The following is an 18,807-nucleotide window of genomic DNA, read 5'->3' on the forward strand; positions in this document are numbered from 1 at the left end:
ATGTACGCCGATTTCGTGCGCGCCTGCGAAGCCCATGGCGTGCAGTTGCGCGTGGTCGACGAGGTGCCGCGCATGGTCACTGCGATCGACCTCGTGGCCGCGGGCGGCGGCGTGACGCTCGTGCCGGCTTCCATGCGGCGCTACCAGCAGGAGAGCGTGCGCTACTGCCGCATGGCCGGGGACGAGGCGTTTCGCGCGCCGCTGCATCTCGTGACGAAACCCGCGGTGCACAATCCGGCGGTGGAGCGGTTCCGCGAAACCGTGTTCGCGTTTGCGGAGCGCTCGCGCGAGGGCCGCTGAGGCCTCCAAATATTTTCGTTGCGCCCCTTTCGGATTGCGCCGACCTGCCGTTAACCCGTATGCCTCGATACGGGCGTGAGGCGCAATCACAAGAGCAAAACGAATAGACAGTGGCAACGAGAATCATCGAAGGAGCGGCAGTGCATGCCGCCGCCGGGCGCGAGGCGCCCATCGCTGGCCGGCCGGCGGCGCTGCGCCTGCTCATCAAGCTGCGCGAGCACAAGGCGCGGGTCATGCTGCTCGCTGTCGCGGCGGGCTGTGTCGTCGCGTTCGCGTCGTGGCTGGGCGACCAGCTGCGGCCCGCGCTCGAAGCGCGCGAGCGCAACGAACTGAGCGAGGAAGCGGCCGATGAGCTGCGCGCAGCCGTTGCGCCCTGCGTGCCCAGCGCGGGGCACAGCCATACCTCGTGGTGCGGCGCCGTGAGGATTGTGCCGCCACCGCCAGGACCCGTCACGCCGCTTCCGCTCATCGCGGGTGCGCCCGCGGCGTTCTGCACGGCCAACGGCAGCCCGTCCTGCTGATCGCCTTTACGCGCGCCGACGTGACGGCATCACCCCGGCGCGTCGCTCGCCAACGCCTCACACGTCTCGAACAACAACGCGCGCGCCCACTGATGCCCTGGCGAGCGATGCGTGCGCTCGTGCCACGCGAGCGTCTTGGTGAACCCCGGTATCGCCAGCGGCGGCTCGACCACGGCGAGCCCCGGTGCGTTCTTCACGAGCCGTGACGGCGCGACCGCGATCAGATCGCTCGTCAGCAAGAGATCGGGCAGCACGAGAAAGCTGTTCACCGACACCGTCACGCGACGTGCGCGCCCCACGCGCGCCAGCGCCTCGTCCGTGACGCCGCTCAGGCTTCCACCCTCATACGACACCAGCGCATGATCGAGCGCGCAAAAGCGCTCCAGCGTGAGCCGCCGCTGGGCGGCGGGGTGATCCGCGCGCATCACGCATACGTAACGCTCGTCGAAGAGGCGCCGCGCATGCAGATCGGCGGGCGCGGTCTCCGGTGTGATCAGGGCCAGATCCACGTCGCCGCTTTCGAGTTGCGCTTGCAGACGCTCGTGCTGTACCGGCACGATCACGGCGCGCACGCCGGGCGCCGTTTCCCGCAGCCGCGCGAGATACGGCACGACGACTGCGCGCAGCGCGTAGTCGGTCGAAGCGAGGGTGAGCGTCATCTCGGCCTCGGCTGGCGCGAAGGCCTGCGGCTGCAGCATCTGCTCGATTTCGCTCAACACCTGTTTGAGCGGCGCGGCCAGTTGTAGTGCGCGTTCGGTCGGCACGATGCCACGTTGCGAGCGCACGAACAGCGGATCGCCGAAACTCTCACGCAGACGCGTCAGCATCGCGCTCACGGCTGGCTGCGTGAGTGACAGACGCTGCGCGGCGCGCGTGACGTTGCGTTCGTCGAGCAGGGCGTCAAGCGCCCGCAAGAGATTCAGATCGAGCATTCTGATATCAACATGGTTTATGGCCGAAATAATGAGTCGCGATTGGATTTATTTCAGCATAGCCCGCATGATTTCTCGTGTCCACCGCACCGAAACCGACAGCATCGAAAGGTAACGAACATGAACGAGATTTTCTGGCCCGAAGACTACTTGCCCGGCACGACCGATAACTTCTGTTCCAACGAAGTGATCGTGGCGGGCCTCTCCACCGCCGACGTCTGGCCGTTACTCAACAACGCGACCGTGTGGCCCAGCTATTACAGCAATTCCGCGGATGTCGGCTTCCACGACGGCCTGGGGCCCGAGCTGAGCGCGGGCGCGCGTTTTCAATTCAAGACCTTCGGCTTCCCGGTGCAGGCCAAAGTGACCGAGCACGTGCCGCCGGCCGCAGGCCAGCCCGCACGCGTGGCGTGGCACGGCTGGGCCGAGGGCGACGCACAAACGCGTCTGGATGTGATTCACGCCTGGCTGATCGAAGACCTTTCCGGCGGCCGCGTGCGTGTGCTCACGCAGGAATCGCAGAAGGGCAAACCGGCTGTGACGCTGGCGAAAACGCGCCCGAATCTGATGATCAACGGGCACCAGGACTGGCTCGACGGCCTCGTCGACGCCGCGCGCAAGGCGAAGGGAGCACGGCCATGAAGGCCGCCGTGGTGCGTGCGCCGGGCGGGCTCGATCGCATCGAGCTGCGCGATATCGCCGAGCCCGGCGCGCCGGGCGCCGGCGAGATCCGCGTGGAGCTTCACGCTACGTCGCTCAATTTTCACGACCTGCTGGTCGCCAACGGCGCGATCCCTACAGCAGATGGCCGCGTGCTGATGTCCGATGGCGCAGGCGTGGTGTCGGCGGTCGGCGCGGTCGTGACGGAGTTCAAGCGCGGCGACCACGTCGTGTCGTGCTTCTTCCCGCAATGGGCGGACGGGTTGCCGTGGCAGGCCGTGGGCAACTTCGCGCAGACGCCCGGCGACGGCGCGGATGGCTTCGCGACTTTGCACGCCGTGCGGCCCGCGAGCGCCTTCACGCTCGCGCCGCGCGGCTGGACCTACGCCGACGCAGCCACGATTACGACGGCTGGACTCACCGCATGGCGCGCGCTGGTGGTCGACGGCGGCCTCAAGGCCGGCGACACCGTGCTGACGCTCGGCACCGGCGGCGTGTCGATCGCGGCGTTGCAGATCGCGCGGATGATGGGCGCTTCGGTCATCGTCACGTCATCGTCGGACGAGAAGCTGGCGCGTGCGAAAGCGCTGGGCGCCGACCAGGTGGTCAACTACCGGCAACACGAAAAGTGGGGCGCGCTCGTGCGCGACATGACGGGCGGCAAGGGCGTGGATCACGTGATCGAAGTCGGCGGTCCGGGTACGCTCGCCCAGTCGATCGACGCGGTGCGCGTGGGCGGCCACATCGCGCTGATCGGCGTGTTGACCGGACGCGAAGGCACGGTGCCGACCTCCTTGCTGATGGCGAAGCAGGCGCGCCTGCAGGGCTTGATCGTGGGCAGCCGGCGCCAGCAGCAAGAGTACGTCGCGGCGCTCGACCAGGCTGGCATTCGCCCGGTGCTCGACCGGACGTTCGGGCTGGACGAACTGGCCGATGCGTTTCGTCATCAGCAGGCCGGGGCGCATTTCGGCAAGGTCTGCGCGGCCTGGTGAAGTCAATACGGCGCCGCTGTGATGCCGAGTCTTCGCTCGCCATGAAAATTGATTTGCATTACGAAGTAAATAAGGAAGCATCCGATGCCCAATGTTTCGGTTCTTTACAAGACATCGCGAAGTGTTATAAATAAATAGCACACGAAAGAAGCATGGAACGTACCCGGCTCTCGTGGTTGCTGATCGGCTGGCCGATTCGTTCGTGTTTCTCAGGAGCCCCACCATGCCGCTTTCCCGTCGTCGCTTCATGATCCTTGCCGCCTCCGTGGCTTCCACGGCGGCGCTTTCCAGCGAATCCCGCGCCGACGCTCCGGTGCTCTCCGAGAGCGATCCGACCGCCATGGCGCTCGGCTACAAGACTGACGCGAGCAAAGTCGACAAGACGAAGTTCCCGCGCTTCCAGGCGGGGCAGACCTGCGCGAACTGCCAGCTGTTTCAGGGCAAGCCGGGCGCGCCGAATGGTCCGTGCGCGACCTATGGCGGCAAGATCGTCGACGCCAAAGGCTGGTGCAATGCCTACGTGAAGAAGGCTTGAGTCATGCCCCGAGAGGGGTATGCTACAAGCCATCGAGCAATGCGTTTCGGGAGGCGCCATGAAGGCGGTGTGCCCGCTGCACGGGCCAACGACCATCGTCGGGACGAACGCATACGGGTTTCCGGTATATGCGTGTTGCCGCGACGACATTCCCTTTGTCATGCCGCCGGACGCCTGTACGCGCGAGCCGGTGGGCTCCGGAAATGAGCCGGCGCCGAAACGCCGGCAACCTCCGGCGGAGAAGGAACCACGCTGAAGAAACCGATCGCCGCGCACACGGAACGCGCTTCCCACGCGTTCCGTGTGCGTTGCGTCGATATCAGGTCGCCGGTGCGGTCAGCGACGTGTTGTACGTAGTGCCCGCGATCACCACATTGGTCAGCGTGATGCCGCTCACGTTGCTCGCGAAGACCGGCCCCGGCGCGGCCGTCGCCGATGTCGAAGGCGTGGTCGGTACCGCCCCCGCGCACACCGGGTTGCCGAGGTTGCAGTTCGAGATCGTGACGCCGCTGATCGGACTCACGCTCGGCACCGGCAGTGGACCGTTGTAATCGACCGCTTCGGGGCCCTGCATGACGATCGCCTGGAAGCACGAGTTCGACCCGGCGACGAAGCCCGAGGGCATCGAGTAGGACACCGCGCCCGACACGTTGCTTGCGTTCACGTTCGTGATGTTGATGTTGCTGATCACGGACGGACTCCAGCGCACCGCGTCGCCGGACGGGCTGTAATCGCAGTCGAACGTGATCAGGCCGCCCTGGCCCGTCGACGGGTTCGTCGCGAGACCGGTCGTGCCCGTGCCCGTGATCTTGCTGATCGCAGCCCCAAGCGAGCCGCCGCCGTATTTCCCCGCGAGGTTCACGCCATTGGCGAGCGTCACGCCGTTGATCCAGACGTTGTTGATGAAGCCGCCGCGATTCATGTTGCTCTTGAAGCGCAGCGCGATATTGAGCGGGTTGCTCGCCCAGTTCTCGTTTTGCATCGTCAGGTTGCGGGCGTAGACGTTGCGCACGCCCGCGCTCATTTCGCTGCCGATCGTCAGGCCGCCGTGGCCGCTTTGCATCGTGCAGTTCTGCACGACGATGTTCTGCATCGGGCCGTACCCGGTGTCGAGATACTTGCCGGACTTGATCGCGATGCAGTCGTCGCCGGTGTTGAACTGAACGTTTTGCACCAGCACGTGATTGCACGCGTCTGGATCGAAGCCGTCGTTGTTCGGTCCGACGCTATCGGCAAACACGCCGTCGATGACCACGTTCGTGCAATCGGTGGGATGGTGCTGCCAGAAGGGCGTGTTCTGCGTGTGGTAGTTCTGCAGATAGACGTTGGTGCAGCCGATGAACTCGATCATGCACGGACGCAGATAGTGACCGTTGCCGAATATGCGGTTCTCGACGGGCACGCGCAGCTCGGACAGCGCGGGCAGATAGTTCTGGTCCTGGTTCCAGCCCGTGCCCGTGAGGAGGGTCATCAGCGACGTCGTCACGCCGTACGGGTTCGTAAAGGAGACATTCGCCTGCGGGTTCTGGATCTGGCCAGCGGGGAGGCTCGTTAGCGCGACGTTGTTCGAATTCACATAGGCCTGAGAAGGCGTCGATGAACCGGCGCAGCCGTAGGTGTTGCTGCTTCCCTTGTAGGTCCACCAGCACGAGGTCGGCGGCTGGGTGCTCAACTGCATCGGTGTCATCGCCTGACCGTTCAGCACGCAGGTGTTGTCGTCGGCGGTCACGGCGATGTTGGTCTGGCGGAAGGCATAAATCGGCGAGCCGAAATTCAGGCAGTCGTTCGCCTGCCAGCGCGTGTGGTACAGATTGCCGTTGGCCGTCTTGTACGGGCCGTTTTTCGCATAGTCCGCAGGATTCGGGCTGAAATAGATCGTGCAGCCCGATTCCAGGTGGAGGTTCACATGGCTCAGCAACACGATCGGACCGCCGCAGTACCAGTTGCCGGCCGGCACCACCACGCGGCCGCCACCGGCGCGGCTCGCGTCGACAACCGCGGCATTGATCGCCGTGCATGAGTCGTATTGCGTGCCCGTGTAGTCGCACGGCACCATCACGCCCGAGCCGGGGCTCTGCAGATCGCTGGTCGGATGCGCGGTCTGTTCCGTGCCGCCCGTCACCCATGGAATCTTGCCGCCCGGCCACGCGGTCGACGTAATCAGCGCGGTGGGCGGCAGTGTGCGCGCACCGTAGCTCGTCACGTGAAAATCGGCGCGCGAGAACAGCGACCGATCGACATGGGCAAGTCTCCTGATGATCGCCGTGGCCTGGCCGTCCGGGCCCCAGATCGGGTCGCCGGCGGCGTGCCCGGGCGGCTGCGGAATCTTGCCTCCGAATGCGGCAGGCGTGGGAAATATGGAATCGGCTGCTGCCGCTGCGCGGCTGGCGGCGAGGAGGCTTGCGCCTGCGGACGCGCCGGCGAAGGCCATGAACGCGCGCCGTTTGGGCGAGGCGGGCGCATGGTTGCGGGCTGTTGAGGGCTGGGGATCGTCCTGGTCATATATTGCCATTTGATTCGTTCTCCTATGTTGTCTCGCTGGATTGTTTTGCTGAAGAAAGCGTGGCTCGACTACGGCGGCGATTGGGCGGCGATTGGGCGGCGATTGGGCCGCGTGGCGACGCTAATGCGAACGTGAGAGGCACGGTTACAGCGGCGAGATCGAACAGGAGCGGCTGACTCGATCACCATGGATATTGTTGTCAGACGACATGGAAATCGTCAATCAGATTTATCCAGGGGGTGTACCTGGGTCTATGGGATATGCCTTGTGCCTGCGGATAGCTTACGGTTTCGTAAATTTGTCAGACGAGCGGGGCGTCGCCGGTGGGAACATTAAACGCTTCTCTGGAACCGCGCCCTCTTTGTATAGGCGTGTATCTACGGGGCGCATGCGTACATGCGCATACAAAACCGCCGTTCAAGGAAACGAGCGAGACACATCGGCGCGTTCCAATACGCCTGCGGAACATCGGGCGATACGCCGGGTCGGGCCGCAAGGTTCATTCATTCGTCGCAAGCGACGCGCGCGACGGCAAAGAGAGGATTTTCAGTTATGGGTTCGTTGAGCATCTGGCATTGGATGATCGTCCTGCTGATCGTGGCACTGGTTTTCGGTACGAACAAGCTACGGAACATCGGAGGCGATCTGGGCGTCGCGGTGAAGGGATTCAAGGAAGGCATGGCGCAAGGCGAAACGCCTGAGCGGCAGCATGCATTGCAGCAAAGCGATGCCGTCGATACGGAAGCAAAGGACGTGACCCGCTCGAGCAACGCGCGCTAGTCACGCGCGATGGCGGCCTCGAGCAGACAGCCAAACTCCGATGCGAATTCGACCGAGACGCGTGCATGCACGGCGCCTTGTTTGTCGAAGAATCGCTGAGTCCCGTCGAGCGTGAACACGCCTTCGTGCCAGATGTTGGGGTGGATATAGAGACCCTGGCGTCCGTCGAAGCGGAAGCACACGAACTTCTCCGGCGTAATATCGTCGCCCGGCAATGCCAGCGGAACATAGAACGGGCGACGATCGAGCGGAAAGAACAGTTGCCCGCCGTCGGGGTGATAGTTCGCATGCCATAACAACATGCGTTCCGGTACGGTAGCGCTGTCTTCGCGCGCGTCGTCTGGCTGCGTTGCGTACGCGAGAACATAATTGCCGCCAACCGCTTCGTTGCGCCCGTAGAGGATGTCGCCGCGCCATTCGCTGACGAACGTGCCTTCGGTCGTGCCCGCTTCATCGCCGGTTCCCGGGTCGATCGGTCTAGACCCCAGGGCGGGCCACTGGACGATTTCCACCTGGCAGGCGTGCGGGTCGTCCACCAGCTTGCCATAGCCGTTCAGCGTTGCCGGAGTCGCGTCGACCACGGGCATCGCCACTCGCCGCAGGCCTCGCGGGAGGGCGGGATTGAGGTAGTCGATCTCTTTGCTCATTTCGAATCTCCCCAGACTTATAAGAGGGCGGGCGGCTAGCCACGACCGCAACGGCATCGAGCTTAGAGCGCGTACCTGTGGCAGTCAAATTAATGCCGGTGCTATATTTTCGCATTGAGATTGATGGGGCGAGGTTCAAGGTGGCGATGCGCTATTTCCAGCTCAGGGCGTTCGATGCAGTCGTGCGCGAGGGCGGTTTTTCGAAGGCGGCGAATCTTCTCGGTCTGACGCAGCCGGCCATCACGGCGCAGATCCGCAATCTCGAAGAGGATTGCAAGCAGGCGCTCTTTATCCGCACGAATGAGGGCGTTCAACCCACCGATGCCGCTAAGCCGCTCTTTGAATTGACCCGCCAGATGTTTGCGGCGGAAGAGCAGATCGAGGACATGGTGAGCCGGGCGACGAGGTTCCAGCACGGCAGCCTCAAACTCGCCGCCGACGGGCCACAGGTGGTGCTTCAGGTGGTGGCCGCCTTTCGTGCGCAATACCCCGATATCGAAATTTCAGTCTCGTTCGGAAGTCAGCGCGAGGTCTGGGATGATCTGCTCGCGTATCGGGTCGACGCGGTGGTCATCGGCAATGCCAGGAGCGATGCGCGTGTGGCGTCGATCCCCGTCGCGCGTCAGGGCATGCGGGTGCTCGTACCGGGGCATCATCCGCTCGCCGCGGCCAAAAGCGTGTCGCTCGGCGATCTCGCGGCGTATGCCGTGATTCGCCGGGAGGCGGGTTCCAATACCCAGCGTCTGGTCGACGAAGCCTTGCGAGGCGCAGGGATTTCGCTCCCGACGGCGATGAAACTCGGTAGCCGCGAGGCCGTTCTGGAAGCGGTCCGGAAAGGCCTCGGCATCGGATTCGTGCTCGAGCGCGAGATTCCCGAGGGCGCGCATTGCGTCGCCATCCCGGTGGAGGAGCTGCGCGACTGCAATATCGATTCGGTGGCCTGCCTTCACAGCCAACGCAAGCGAGGCATCGTGCAGACCTTCCTGGGCGTGGCGGCGGCATCAGCGGTCGTATAGTGCGACGGCGCGATGCGAGCGCCTTCGGAGCGGGTGTTTGCGTGGAGGTGCAATATGGACGGCGGCCGGCGCGTCCCTGCGCGGCAATGTCAGGAGTAGGTCATGAAATCGAATCTGCGATGCGCCGTGTTTGCGTCTTTTCTGTTGACCGCCGCTGGCGTGGCGCATGCCCAAACGGAAAATGCGCCAACGGACGCGTCGATGGCGCCGGGCACGACCCAGGCGGCGCCCAGCGAGAAGAAGGCGGACCGCGCACTTGCCCGTGCCGTGCGACGTGCGTTGTCGAGGGCGCAGGGATTCAACGTGTCCGGCGTTTTCGTTCGCGCGCGCAGCGGCGCTGTGACGCTGAGCGGCACGGTTCGCACCGGCGACCAGATTCGCCAGGCGGAAGAGGTTGCGCGTTCGGTGCAAGGCGTGAATTCGGTGTCGAACAAGCTAACGCTCTTTCACGGCGGCAACGGCTGAGTCCCCCGCGTTGGCATTCGCGCGCTGATTGTGCCGGATGTGCAGATCAGCGCGCGGCCCTTTCAAGCCGGGATTCCTGCGAGCGCGATCACGACGACAAAGACACCAAGCGGCACAAGGTGCGAGAAGTCGCGATGACGCAGAACGGTCAAAACCGCTGCCGCAATGATTAGCGCCCCGAGCGCCAGCCCAATCATGCGAGTTGCCGGTAGCGCAATCAGAACGGCGGATAGGATTTCCAGTGCGCCGGTCAAACGGCCCCACCAGCGCGGGTAACCCCACCGGGCGTAATCGCTTTGCGATGCGGACGTGCCAATCGCGTTGAATAGACCGGCGCCAAAGAAGCCGGCGGCGAGAAGCCAGATCGAAACCGTGTGGATCATTTCAGCGCCCTCCCATCATCATCGAAATTGCGGTGAGGACCATCAGCACGGCCGTTGCGCCATGCATGCCGAAGGCGCTTTTGGTGGAGCCTTTCGCGGCAAGAATGAGCAGCATGTCGCCAATGGGGATGACGGCTTCCACGAGCAGGACGATGCCGATCCCAAGTGGCGTGCCCAACACCATGAACGCGAGGACCGCCAGTCCCGACGCAATGTCGCGCACGCCCTTGAGGCGAAGCCACCAGGCGGTATTGGCGCCGTTTTCTGGAAGCGGCAGACCGAAACTGCGAGTCGCAGACATTGGCCTGACAAGATATTGGGTGCCGATCGCGATAATCGCGAGGGCGAGGAACAGCGCCAGTCCGAACGAAAGCCAATGCATTGCAGTGTCCTGTGCTTCGTGGTGTAGTGACGGAATATAATCTAGCAATGCTAGATTTTCAAGCTTCCGTATCATCACGGGCATGTGGACTATTCGGGGCAGGAGGTGAAAAGTTGAGTATCGCCGAGCGCAAGGGCAGGCAACGGGCCGAGCGCGAGTCCCGCATTGTCGCGGCAGCGCGCCTGATTGCGGAGCGCGACGGATGGGATGCCGTCACGGTTCGCCGCCTCGCCGAAGAGATCGAATATAGCCAGCCGGTCCTGTACTCGCATTTCGAGAACAGGGATGCGATCGTTTCAGCCGTTGCACTCGAGGGTTTCCAAGAACTCACGGTGGCACTTCGGGAAGCGGCGCATGGAGCGGCGGGGCAAGAAAACGCCCTCGAGCGTGTCGCCATGGCCTATCTTGGCTTTGCCGTGCGGTGTCCCGCGCTCTACGAGGCGATGTTCACGCTCCCGACCGATCTGCGGTTTGCAGATGCTGAGACCCGACCGGAACTGCGGGCCGGTTTCGAAGCGATCGCGTCGGTCGTCGCGCCGTTCAGTGCCGATGTCGAAAACGTGTCCGAGACCTTTTGGGCAGCCCTGCATGGGCTCGCCGAACTCGAACGTTCAGGCCGAATCCGGCCCGGTGCGCGGGTCGAACGCATCATGCTGGTCGTCCGGGCAGTCATCGCTTCCCGAAACAGCTCGCTCGACTCCCACTCATAAGCCAGCACCTCGGCGAACCAAATAAAAATGGCGCCGCAGGCATTCAGCCTGCGGCGCCATTGTCCGGCGCTACGGCGCAGATCTGGAACAACAGTCCCGCGCCGTACTCCAGCATCACACTTACATCGTCACCGTATCGGCCACTTCCTTGAAGTCGGCGATCTGGTCGAAGTTCATGTATTGGTAGATCTTGTCGCCGTTGGCGTTGAGCACGCCCATATCGGCCATGTACTCTTCCTTGCTCGGGATCTTGCCCAGACGCGAGCAGATCGCCGCCAGTTCCGCCGAGCCGAGGTACACGTTCGTGTTCTTGCCCAGACGGTTCGGGAAGTTACGCGTCGAGGTCGACATGACCGTTGCACCTTCGCGCACCTGTGCCTGGTTACCCATGCACAGCGAGCAGCCCGGCATTTCGGTACGCGCGCCAGCCGTGCCGAACACGCCGTAGTGGCCTTCTTCGGTCAGCTGCTTCTGGTCCATCTTGGTCGGCGGCGCGACCCACAGCTTGACCGGAATGTCGCGCTTGCCTTCGAGCAGCTTCGACGCGGCACGGAAGTGACCGATGTTGGTCATGCACGAGCCGATGAACACTTCGTCGATCTTGGCGCCGGCAACGTCCGACAGCGTCTTCACGTCGTCCGGATCGTTCGGGCAGGCCACGATCGGCTCGTGCACGTCGGCCAGGTCGATTTCGATGACGGCGGCGTACTCGGCGTCCGCATCCGGTTGCAGCAGTTGCGGGTCGGCCAGCCACGCTTCCATCGCCTTGATGCGGCGCTGCAGGCTGCGCGGGTCCTGGTAGCCCTGGGCGATCATCCACTTCAGCAGCGTGATGTTGCTGTTGAGGTATTCGATGATCGGTTCCTTGTTCAGATGCACCGTGCAACCGGCGGCCGAACGTTCAGCGGAAGCATCCGACAGTTCGAACGCTTGCTCGACCTTCAGGTCGGGCAGACCTTCGATTTCGAGAATGCGGCCCGAGAAGATGTTCTTCTTGCCTTGCTTGGCAACCGTCAGCGAGCCTTGCTTGATCGCCCACAGCGGGATGGCGTTCACGAGGTCACGCAGCGTGACGCCCGGCTGCATCTTGCCCTTGAAGCGCACGAGCACCGATTCCGGCATGTCCAGCGGCATCGTGCCGGTGGCGGCCGCGAAGGCGACCAGACCCGAGCCCGCCGGGAAGCTGATGCCGATCGGGAAGCGCGTGTGCGAGTCGCCGCCGGTGCCGACGGTGTCGGGCAGCAGCATGCGGTTCAGCCACGAGTGGATCACACCGTCGCCCGGACGCAGCGCGATACCGCCACGGTTGCTGATGAAGTTCGGCAGCGTCTGGTGCGTTTTCACGTCCACCGGCTTCGGATAAGCGGCGGTGTGGCAGAACGACTGCATGACGAGGTCGGCCGAAAAGCCGAGGCACGCCAGGTCCTTCAGTTCGTCGCGGGTCATCGGACCGGTCGTATCTTGCGAGCCGACCGAGGTCATCTTCGGTTCGCAGTACGTGCCCGGGCGCACGCCCTGGCCTTCCGGCAGACCGCATGCGCGGCCAACCATCTTCTGCGCGAGCGAGAAGCCCTTGCCGGTATCGGCCGGGTTTTGCGGCAGGCGGAACAGCGTCGACGGGGCGAGGCCCAGCGCTTCACGCGCCTTGGCCGTCAGGCCGCGGCCGATGATCAGCGGAATGCGGCCGCCGGCGCGCACTTCGTCGAACAGCACGTCGGACTTGACCTGGAATTCGGCGATGACTGCGCCGTTCTTGAGCGCACGGCCTTCATACGGGCGCAGTTCGACCACGTCGCCCATTTCCATTTGCGACACGTCGAGTTCGATCGGCAGGGCGCCGGCGTCTTCCATCGTGTTGTAGAAGATCGGGGCGATCTTGCCGCCGAGGCACACGCCGCCGAAGCGCTTGTTGGGGATGAAGGGGATGTCTTCGCCCGTGAACCACAGCACCGAGTTGGTGGCCGACTTGCGCGAGGAGCCCGTGCCGACCACGTCGCCCACGTAGGCGACCAGGTGGCCCTTTTCCTTCAGCGATTCGATGAACCTGACCGGGCCGCGCTTGCCGTCTTCTTCCGGCGTGATGCCGGGACGCGCGTTCTTCAGCATCGCCAGCGCGTGCAGCGGGATGTCCGGGCGGGTGGTCGCGTCTGGGGCCGGCGAGAGGTCGTCGGTGTTGGTTTCGCCCGTCACCTTGAACACGGTGATGGTCAGGCTTTGCGGCACTTCCGGGCGGCTCGTGAACCATTCGGCGTCGGCCCAGCTTTGCAGCACTGCCTTGGCGTTGGCGTTGCCGTTGTCGGCCAGTTCCTTGACGTCATGGAACTGGTCGAACATCAGCAGGGTTTTCTTCAGCGCTTCAGCAGCCACGGTGCCCACTTCGGCGTCGGAGAGCAGCGCGATCAGCGGGGCGATGTTGTAGCCCCCCAGCATCGTGCCGAGCAGTTCGGTCGCGCGAGCGCGCGAGATCAGTGCGCAGGCGGTTTCGCCCTTGGCCACGGCGGCCAGGAACCCGGCCTTCACGCGGGCGGCTTCGTCGACGCCTGCCGGCACGCGGTTGGTGATCAGGTCGAGCAGCGTCTGCTCTTCGCCAGCGGGAGGATTCGTCAGCAGTTCCACCAGTTCGGCGGTCTGCTGAGCCGTGAGCGGCAGGGGGGGAATGCCGAGCGCGGCGCGTGCGGCTACGTGAGCGCGAAAGTTTTCAAGCATTGGGGGACCTACTGGTATTGCGTTTGAAGGCGAAGGCTTTTCAGGCACTCCGAGGCTTTTCCAGGCACTGCTTTGACCGGGATTTTAAGCGCAATACGATATAACGTCAAATGTCTTATGTCTTATATAAGAGTTGACCGCAAAGCCGATGCCACCGTGAAAAAGCCTGAAATTTTCGCTCAGGGCTTGCGGCCAAACGCTTCCCGAAGCTTTCCCTTGGCTTTCGCGAGCGTGTCGCGCCGCGACTTGGGCAGGTTTCTGCCTGCGCGGTTGATGTAGAAGTTCAGCATCGACATGGCCGACTGAAATGGCGTGCCCTTGCGCCGCCGGCTGTGCAGCGACGACTCCTTGAGCGAGCGGGCGATCGCTTCGGCGCTGCCGGACTTGAATACGCCGGACTCGATGTCCATGGCGTCGCTCGTCTCGTTCACGTGCTTCGACCATTTTTTCGGGGCGCCGCTCGTAGCGCGTTTCGTGTGCGCTTTCGCGGCGCTCGCGTGGGCATGACGCTGCCGCGCGGGGCGCCCGCCCTTGCGTCGCGTAGCAGGATGCTGGCTCGTGCTCATGACTTCTCCCTCTCCATCAGACGACTCACCCGCTGCGCAAATGCAATACCGCCCGCAAGGGAAGTCAGGCCCGGCACGCCCTATGCGGCGCCGCGGGTGTGGACGCGCGCGGCGTGAGGTTAGCGGCAGGTGCGCGTCGAACCGGCAAGGGAGGCAGTCGATCATGAAGTCAACTCCACGCTATCAAGTGAACGTCTGCGGAGGCGATTTCCAGCATGTCCGGGAATGTTTTCGCGAATGGAAAACCGAAACGCTTATCTACCGCAAGGACCAGAAGATGTTCGAGGGACGCAACGAAGTGCGTCCGTTGGAAAAGCGCGACTACGACAACACGGAACAGGCGCGCAAGGCGCTGCAGAACGCCTGCAGTCCGCATGACCGCTATGCGCTGGCTGCCGAAGTGAGCAATGGCGAGCGCGATATGTGGATCGTGATGGCGGCTTATCGGGAATGAAGCCTTTCGGGAATGCAGGATGAGCGCAGGACCGGCGCAATACGGAGAGCGCCAGCGAAAAGGTGAATGGTGGGACAGACGGGAAGCGGGTAGAAGAATTACAAGCGTGGCGCGCGGAATTGCAATTTGGCGCGCACAAGGGAGGGATCGGATGAAAAGCACTGCGAAATCGGGTGCCAATCTGGACAGGCCGCGCGCCCGTTTGTGGCTCCATTCGTGGCCGCGTGTTTGGCTGCTCGGCGCGGCCGCACTGGCGCTTGGCTGTACGGCTTGCAAACGCGCAGACGAAGCGGCGCGCCCGCAAACCCAGGATTCTTCGAGTAGCCAGATGTCGGCGCCAGCCGGCGCGCAACCGACGCCGGCGAGCGGTCCGAAATCATGAACAGGATGCCTCGCATCCACACCCTTTAAGGAGCGGATGATGGGTCTTTCAACCCAAAACCCCAGGCCGGACGAGGCCAGCGCAACCGACGACGAACTCGCCGCCGGCAAGCAGCCGACGCAGGAGAAACCCCCACGGGGTGCGCCGGGCAGCTTCGATCAACCGGAACCACGGCCCGAGTTCATGCCGCGCGAGGGCGGGCCGCATCCGGAGCAGACGGCCGAGGTGCCGCTCGGCCATCACGGCCGGGCGGAGCCGCCGGGGTCGTTCGGACACAACAGCGCGCCCGTGAAAAGAAAGGGCGGTTAGAGGTGCAAGCAGAGGTGGGATGCCCGACGCGGAAAGCCCGCTAAGGCGCCAGCATCCACGCCGTGATGCCGTGCGCGACTTCGCTTTCGATGCCGTTGAAGCCGTGATACGCGTACGCCCCGCACGGGTCGCCCCGCGAAGTTCCGCCGGAGACGAGCATCAGCTTCGTTGCCGGTGATTGCGTGAGCTTCTGCATGAGCGTGTCCGTTTCGGACACCGGACACACCTTGCAGGCGTCGTCCTTGTTGTGCACCACGAGCACGGGAATTTTGAGTGCCGAGAGCTTCATGCCCGTGACCGGGTCGCCGCCCCGATTTTCGCGCAGGATGGTCGAGGTGAGTACGATGCCGTTCGGGCCAGCGCTGGGGTTGCTGTCATTCGCAAGAGCAATCGCGATGGCCGCGACCGACTGCGTGCCGCGGCTCGTGCCGACGAGCCAGACCGGCACGTGTAATTGTTCGCGCAACCATGCGATCACGGCGCGAGCGTCCTCGGCATGTTCCGGCGTGAGGCGAAAACCGTCCAGGTAGGGCGGTGATTGCCGGTCGCTCGGTGCGTCGATGACTGCCACAGCAACGCCGTCGTCCACGAACAGCATGCGGCTGCGCACGAGAAAATTGTTGGCGCCCCAGCCGAAGTTTCCCTGCGGGTCCAGTTGCAGGCCGCCATGCCCGCCCGCGTAAAGTATCGCGGCCGCCTTCGGCGCTGCGGGCGCAATGAAAAGGAAGCGTTGGGTGACGCCGGGCCTCGTGGGTATGTCGACGACCTTGGGCGCGCTTTGCGCGTGGGCCAGCAAGGACAACGCCGCGAGCACGAACGCCAGTGTCAATGCCGACGCCAGCGGCGCGGCGCGCAGCCATTGCGAAGCCATGCGCACGCTCATGGCCGCGTGACCCGGCTCAGCGCCCCGCGAGCATGCGCCCGCCGAGCCCGATCAGCACGACGCCCACCACCGAGTCGAGCGCGGCTTTGCGCCGGACGAGGAAGTGGCGCACCGTGGGATGCGAGGCGAGCAGGGCCATCGAGCAATACCAGGCGCACGAGATGAGGATCGCGATCACGACGACCGCCACTTCGAGCCAGCGCGGCGCGGCAGCGGGCACCATCAACGCGAAAATGCTGCCGTAGAACGCAATGGCCTTGGGATTCGTCATGCTGACGACGTAGCCCTTCTTCGCGGCGGCCCAACCCGAAGCGCCCGCCTGTGCGGCAACCTGCAAGGGCTGTCGTGCGGTGAGGAGCATCTTCGCGCCGAGCCAGATCAGGTAGGCCGCGCCTGCGATGCGCAGCCCGGTGCCGATCCAGGCCACATGGGAGACGATCAGGCTTAGGCCCGCGATGGCGATCCATGCCCACGTGCCGGAGGCGGCGGCGAGACCGAGGCCGGTCGCGAGGCCCGCGCGCCGCGAGGCCACCGCCGTCGAGGTGACGATGACGAAGTTCGGCCCCGGGCTGGCGACGCTCAGCAGCAGGACCCCCGAAAGCGCGAGCAGGACATTGAAATAGTTCACGAAGGCAGGTTCCCCGGCAGGTTCGATGCGCCCTCAATCGGCGCATCGTGGAGGTTGTCATGATACTCCGTGCGCTCACGCGCCCTTCATCAAGCGCCAAAGCGTCGTGCGGCCTATGCCGAGCGCGCGGCTGGCGGCTGCGCGATTGCCGCCGTGCGCGGTGAGTGCGCGCTCGACGTCTTCCCGCGTGACCGGCCTGGCGGCGTCGCGCCGCGCACTGTTCGAGGCAATCGCCGCGCGCCGCGGCGCATCGTTCGCTTCGTCGTTCTGCGCGAATTCCGGGAATACATCGTATAACGAAATATCCGCGGACGCGTCGCCGGTTTCGTCGGCGAGGAAGATGGCCGCGCGCGCGAGCAGATTCTCGAGCTCGCGCACATTCCCGGGCCACGAATAGCTCGCGAAGTATGGTGCGAACAGCGCGAGCACGCGCTCGATCGCGGCGGCACGCAAGGCGTAGCGATCGGCCATACGTTCGAGCAGATGGCGCGCGAGCGCGGCAATGTCCTCCCGGCGTTCGCGCAAGGGCGGCAACGGAATATGCAGCAGATTGAGCCGGAAATACAGGTCGGCGCGGAAGGCGCCTTCCTGCACCAGCGCGCGCAAGTCGCGGTGCGTGGCGGCAATCACGCGCACGTCAACGGGCGTGGCGCGGCTGGCGCCCAGTTTCATCACCTCGCGCTCCTGGAGCACGCGCAGCAGGCGGCTTTGCAGCGCGGGCGGCATCTCGCCAATTTCGTCGAGAAAGATCGTGCCCGTATGCGCGATTTCGACGAGGCCCGGTTTGCCGCCGCGCCGCGCGCCCGTGAACGCGCCTTCCTCGTGGCCGAACAGTTCGCTTTCGATCAGCCCCTCGGGCAGCGCCGCGCAGTTGAAGGCAACGAATGGATTGCCGCGCCGGCGGCTCGCGTTATGGATGCCCTGCGCGACGAGTTCCTTGCCCGTGCCGCTTTCGCCCGTGAGGAGCACGGTGGCGTCGTGCGCGGCGCTCATGGCCGCGAGGCGCCGCACGCGCGCCATGGCGGGCGCAACGCCGACCAGGTCGTCCAGTTCGTAGCGCGCCACGAGGTGCCGCGGCCGCTGGGTCGTGCGCAGCGACCGGTCGATGCGCTGCGCGACGAGCGCATCCTGCGCCGTGACCACCGCGCCCGAGCGCGCACCTTGCTCGACGATCGGCACGCAGCTCACGATCAGCGAGCGGCCGCCGATCTGCTCGATGCGTTCATCGACCGCCGCATCGCCGCCGGCCACTTCGTGCAGTAGCGGGCCCACCGAGCGGACCAGTTGCGCGCTCACATCGCGCGCGCGGTCGAGACCGAGCAGATCGAGCATGGCTGGATTGACCGCTTCGAGCTGACCGGCTTCGTCGAAAGCGGCCACGCCGTCGCGCAGGTGCGCGACGATCGTGTTCAGGCGCACGCGCTTGGACTCCTTCTGGCGGCTCACGCGGGCCAGTTCCACGGAGCGCTCGAATGCCTCGTGCACCGCGCCCAGCGAGTACAGGAACACGCTTTCGAGCCCTGCCGCCTGGGCGAGATCGCAAGCCATGCCGGGGCCGATGATGACGCGGCAGCCCTCGGCGGCGAGCGCCGTGACGGCGTCGTGCACTTCGTCCACCGTGCGATAGGCACACTGCGTGAGCCGCAGGTTGAGCCACGCGCCGAGGTCGGCGAGTTCGTGCGAGACGCTCTCGTGCAGGATCAGCCCGATGGGCGCGCCGGGCCAGGTGGCGTTCGCGTGCGTGATGCCGGCCAGCACATCGAAGCCGTTCACCTTCACCATGACCACGGGCACGCTCAGGTTGTCGCGCAGGTACGCGCCGTTGGACCCGGCGGCGAGCACCACGTCGACGGTGCCGGCTTCGATATAGGGCTGCAGCGCCGTGACGGCGTCGCCATAGCCTTCGCGCACGTTGAAGAAGCGCGCCTCGCTGGCATAGCGCGGCGCAACGGTTTCGCAGAGATTGCGCAGCCGGCTGATGCTCACGAGCGCGATGCTCGGACGGCTGGCGGCCTGGGACGGCCTGGAGGGAGGCACGGCGCAATCCTTGGTA

General features: G+C 64.7%; 22 protein-coding genes. 12 read left to right on the forward strand and 10 right to left on the reverse strand.

The annotated features are described in order from the left end of the window. Both AB4Y43_RS10335 and AB4Y43_RS10340 read left to right on the forward strand, forming a co-directional pair. Positions 1 to 300: a LysR substrate-binding domain-containing protein gene (locus tag AB4Y43_RS10335; RefSeq protein ID WP_368727746.1), complete on the forward strand. Its 300-nt coding sequence runs from the start codon at positions 1 to 3 to the stop codon at positions 298 to 300. A 110-nt stretch (positions 301 to 410) separates the two neighbouring features. After that, complete coding sequence (locus AB4Y43_RS10340; protein ID WP_368727747.1) at positions 411 to 821, forward strand: hypothetical protein; 411 nt, start codon at positions 411 to 413, stop codon at positions 819 to 821. 29 nt (positions 822 to 850) lie between these two features. On the opposite strand, the gene AB4Y43_RS10345 is transcribed toward AB4Y43_RS10340, so the two are convergent. Beyond that, a complete protein-coding gene (locus tag AB4Y43_RS10345; protein ID WP_368727748.1) occupies positions 851 to 1,753 on the reverse strand; it encodes a LysR family transcriptional regulator in 903 nt (300 codons plus the stop codon). Between the two features lie 120 nt (positions 1,754 to 1,873). Between AB4Y43_RS10345 and AB4Y43_RS10350 the strand changes: the two genes are divergently transcribed. The 4 genes from AB4Y43_RS10350 to AB4Y43_RS10365 all read left to right on the forward strand — a co-directional run bounded on the left by AB4Y43_RS10350 (position 1,874) and on the right by AB4Y43_RS10365 (position 4,196). Then, on the forward strand, positions 1,874 to 2,395 hold the full coding sequence (locus tag AB4Y43_RS10350) for an SRPBCC domain-containing protein (protein ID WP_368727749.1): 522 nt from the start codon (positions 1,874 to 1,876) through the stop codon (positions 2,393 to 2,395). Beyond that, positions 2,392 to 3,405 (forward strand): NAD(P)-dependent alcohol dehydrogenase, encoded by a 1,014-nt coding sequence (locus AB4Y43_RS10355; protein WP_368604462.1) that lies wholly within the window; start codon positions 2,392 to 2,394, stop codon positions 3,403 to 3,405. Before AB4Y43_RS10350 ends, AB4Y43_RS10355 begins: the two co-directional genes overlap by 4 nt. Positions 3,406 to 3,628: 223 nt before the next feature. After that, entirely contained in the window at positions 3,629 to 3,940 is a 312-nt protein-coding gene (locus AB4Y43_RS10360; protein WP_028206842.1) for a high-potential iron-sulfur protein, read from the forward strand. Between the two features lie 58 nt (positions 3,941 to 3,998). Next, positions 3,999 to 4,196, forward strand: a complete 198-nt coding sequence (locus tag AB4Y43_RS10365) for a hypothetical protein (protein ID WP_368727769.1) — start codon at positions 3,999 to 4,001, stop codon at positions 4,194 to 4,196. 63 nt (positions 4,197 to 4,259) lie between these two features. On the opposite strand, the gene AB4Y43_RS10370 is transcribed toward AB4Y43_RS10365, so the two are convergent. After that, the gene (locus AB4Y43_RS10370) at positions 4,260 to 6,452 is read right to left on the reverse strand and encodes a glycoside hydrolase family 28 protein (RefSeq protein ID WP_368727750.1); all 2,193 of its coding nucleotides are present in this window, start codon (positions 6,450 to 6,452) and stop codon (positions 4,260 to 4,262) included. Positions 6,453 to 6,995: 543 nt separating this feature from the next. On the opposite strand from AB4Y43_RS10370, the gene tatA reads away from it, so the two are divergent. Further along, complete coding sequence (gene tatA, locus AB4Y43_RS10375; RefSeq protein ID WP_069266688.1) at positions 6,996 to 7,223, forward strand: Sec-independent protein translocase subunit TatA; 228 nt, start codon at positions 6,996 to 6,998, stop codon at positions 7,221 to 7,223. Here tatA and AB4Y43_RS10380 read toward each other — a convergent pair. Then, complete coding sequence (locus tag AB4Y43_RS10380; RefSeq protein ID WP_368727751.1) at positions 7,220 to 7,870, reverse strand: ureidoglycolate lyase; 651 nt, start codon at positions 7,868 to 7,870, stop codon at positions 7,220 to 7,222. The two genes, tatA and AB4Y43_RS10380, sit on opposite strands and share 4 nt — an antisense overlap. A gap of 146 nt (positions 7,871 to 8,016) precedes the next feature. Here AB4Y43_RS10380 and AB4Y43_RS10385 point away from each other — a divergent pair, with 146 nt between their 5' ends. Both AB4Y43_RS10385 and AB4Y43_RS10390 read left to right on the forward strand, forming a co-directional pair. Further along, positions 8,017 to 8,886, forward strand: a complete 870-nt coding sequence (locus AB4Y43_RS10385) for a LysR substrate-binding domain-containing protein (protein ID WP_368727770.1) — start codon at positions 8,017 to 8,019, stop codon at positions 8,884 to 8,886. Between the two features lie 102 nt (positions 8,887 to 8,988). Further along, positions 8,989 to 9,351 carry a BON domain-containing protein gene (locus tag AB4Y43_RS10390; protein ID WP_069266685.1) on the forward strand — a complete coding sequence of 121 codons (363 nt, stop codon included), beginning with the start codon at positions 8,989 to 8,991 and terminating at the stop codon, positions 9,349 to 9,351. A gap of 62 nt (positions 9,352 to 9,413) precedes the next feature. Here AB4Y43_RS10390 and AB4Y43_RS10395 read toward each other — a convergent pair whose 3' ends face one another. Then, positions 9,414 to 9,734: a DoxX family protein gene (locus AB4Y43_RS10395; protein WP_368727752.1), complete on the reverse strand. Its 321-nt coding sequence runs from the start codon at positions 9,732 to 9,734 to the stop codon at positions 9,414 to 9,416. A gap of 1 nt (position 9,735) precedes the next feature. Further along, complete coding sequence (locus AB4Y43_RS10400; RefSeq protein WP_069266683.1) at positions 9,736 to 10,116, reverse strand: DUF4267 domain-containing protein; 381 nt, start codon at positions 10,114 to 10,116, stop codon at positions 9,736 to 9,738. Positions 10,117 to 10,229: 113 nt separating this feature from the next. On the opposite strand from AB4Y43_RS10400, the gene AB4Y43_RS10405 reads away from it, so the two are divergent. Continuing rightward, entirely contained in the window at positions 10,230 to 10,826 is a 597-nt protein-coding gene (locus tag AB4Y43_RS10405; protein WP_368727753.1) for a TetR/AcrR family transcriptional regulator, read from the forward strand. A 120-nt stretch (positions 10,827 to 10,946) separates the two neighbouring features. On the opposite strand, the gene acnB is transcribed toward AB4Y43_RS10405, so the two are convergent. Both acnB and AB4Y43_RS10415 read right to left on the reverse strand, forming a co-directional pair. Continuing rightward, positions 10,947 to 13,532 carry a bifunctional aconitate hydratase 2/2-methylisocitrate dehydratase gene (acnB, locus tag AB4Y43_RS10410; RefSeq protein ID WP_368727754.1) on the reverse strand — a complete coding sequence of 862 codons (2,586 nt, stop codon included), beginning with the start codon at positions 13,530 to 13,532 and terminating at the stop codon, positions 10,947 to 10,949. A 179-nt stretch (positions 13,533 to 13,711) separates the two neighbouring features. Continuing rightward, positions 13,712 to 14,098: a DUF3175 domain-containing protein gene (locus tag AB4Y43_RS10415; protein ID WP_342948756.1), complete on the reverse strand. Its 387-nt coding sequence runs from the start codon at positions 14,096 to 14,098 to the stop codon at positions 13,712 to 13,714. 163 nt (positions 14,099 to 14,261) lie between these two features. On the opposite strand from AB4Y43_RS10415, the gene AB4Y43_RS10420 reads away from it, so the two are divergent. Beyond that, a complete protein-coding gene (locus tag AB4Y43_RS10420) occupies positions 14,262 to 14,552 on the forward strand; it encodes a hypothetical protein (RefSeq protein ID WP_069266679.1) in 291 nt (96 codons plus the stop codon). A 421-nt stretch (positions 14,553 to 14,973) separates the two neighbouring features. Further along, the gene (locus AB4Y43_RS10425) at positions 14,974 to 15,243 is read left to right on the forward strand and encodes a hypothetical protein (RefSeq protein WP_069266678.1); all 270 of its coding nucleotides are present in this window, start codon (positions 14,974 to 14,976) and stop codon (positions 15,241 to 15,243) included. Between the two features lie 40 nt (positions 15,244 to 15,283). Here AB4Y43_RS10425 and AB4Y43_RS10430 read toward each other — a convergent pair whose 3' ends face one another. The 3 genes from AB4Y43_RS10430 to prpR form a co-directional block, all read right to left on the reverse strand. Continuing rightward, on the reverse strand, positions 15,284 to 16,114 hold the full coding sequence (locus AB4Y43_RS10430; protein WP_368727755.1) for an alpha/beta hydrolase: 831 nt from the start codon (positions 16,112 to 16,114) through the stop codon (positions 15,284 to 15,286). A gap of 28 nt (positions 16,115 to 16,142) precedes the next feature. Further along, positions 16,143 to 16,754 carry a LysE family transporter gene (locus tag AB4Y43_RS10435; protein ID WP_342948758.1) on the reverse strand — a complete coding sequence of 204 codons (612 nt, stop codon included), beginning with the start codon at positions 16,752 to 16,754 and terminating at the stop codon, positions 16,143 to 16,145. Between the two features lie 75 nt (positions 16,755 to 16,829). Then, positions 16,830 to 18,791 (reverse strand): propionate catabolism operon regulatory protein PrpR, encoded by a 1,962-nt coding sequence (prpR, locus tag AB4Y43_RS10440; RefSeq protein WP_368727756.1) that lies wholly within the window; start codon positions 18,789 to 18,791, stop codon positions 16,830 to 16,832. Positions 18,792 to 18,807 lie beyond the last annotated feature (16 nt).

Origin of the sequence: Paraburkholderia sp. BR10872 (assembly GCF_040965835.1) — a bacterium.
In the GTDB taxonomy this organism is placed as follows: Bacteria; Pseudomonadota; Gammaproteobacteria; order Burkholderiales; family Burkholderiaceae; genus Paraburkholderia; species Paraburkholderia nodosa_A.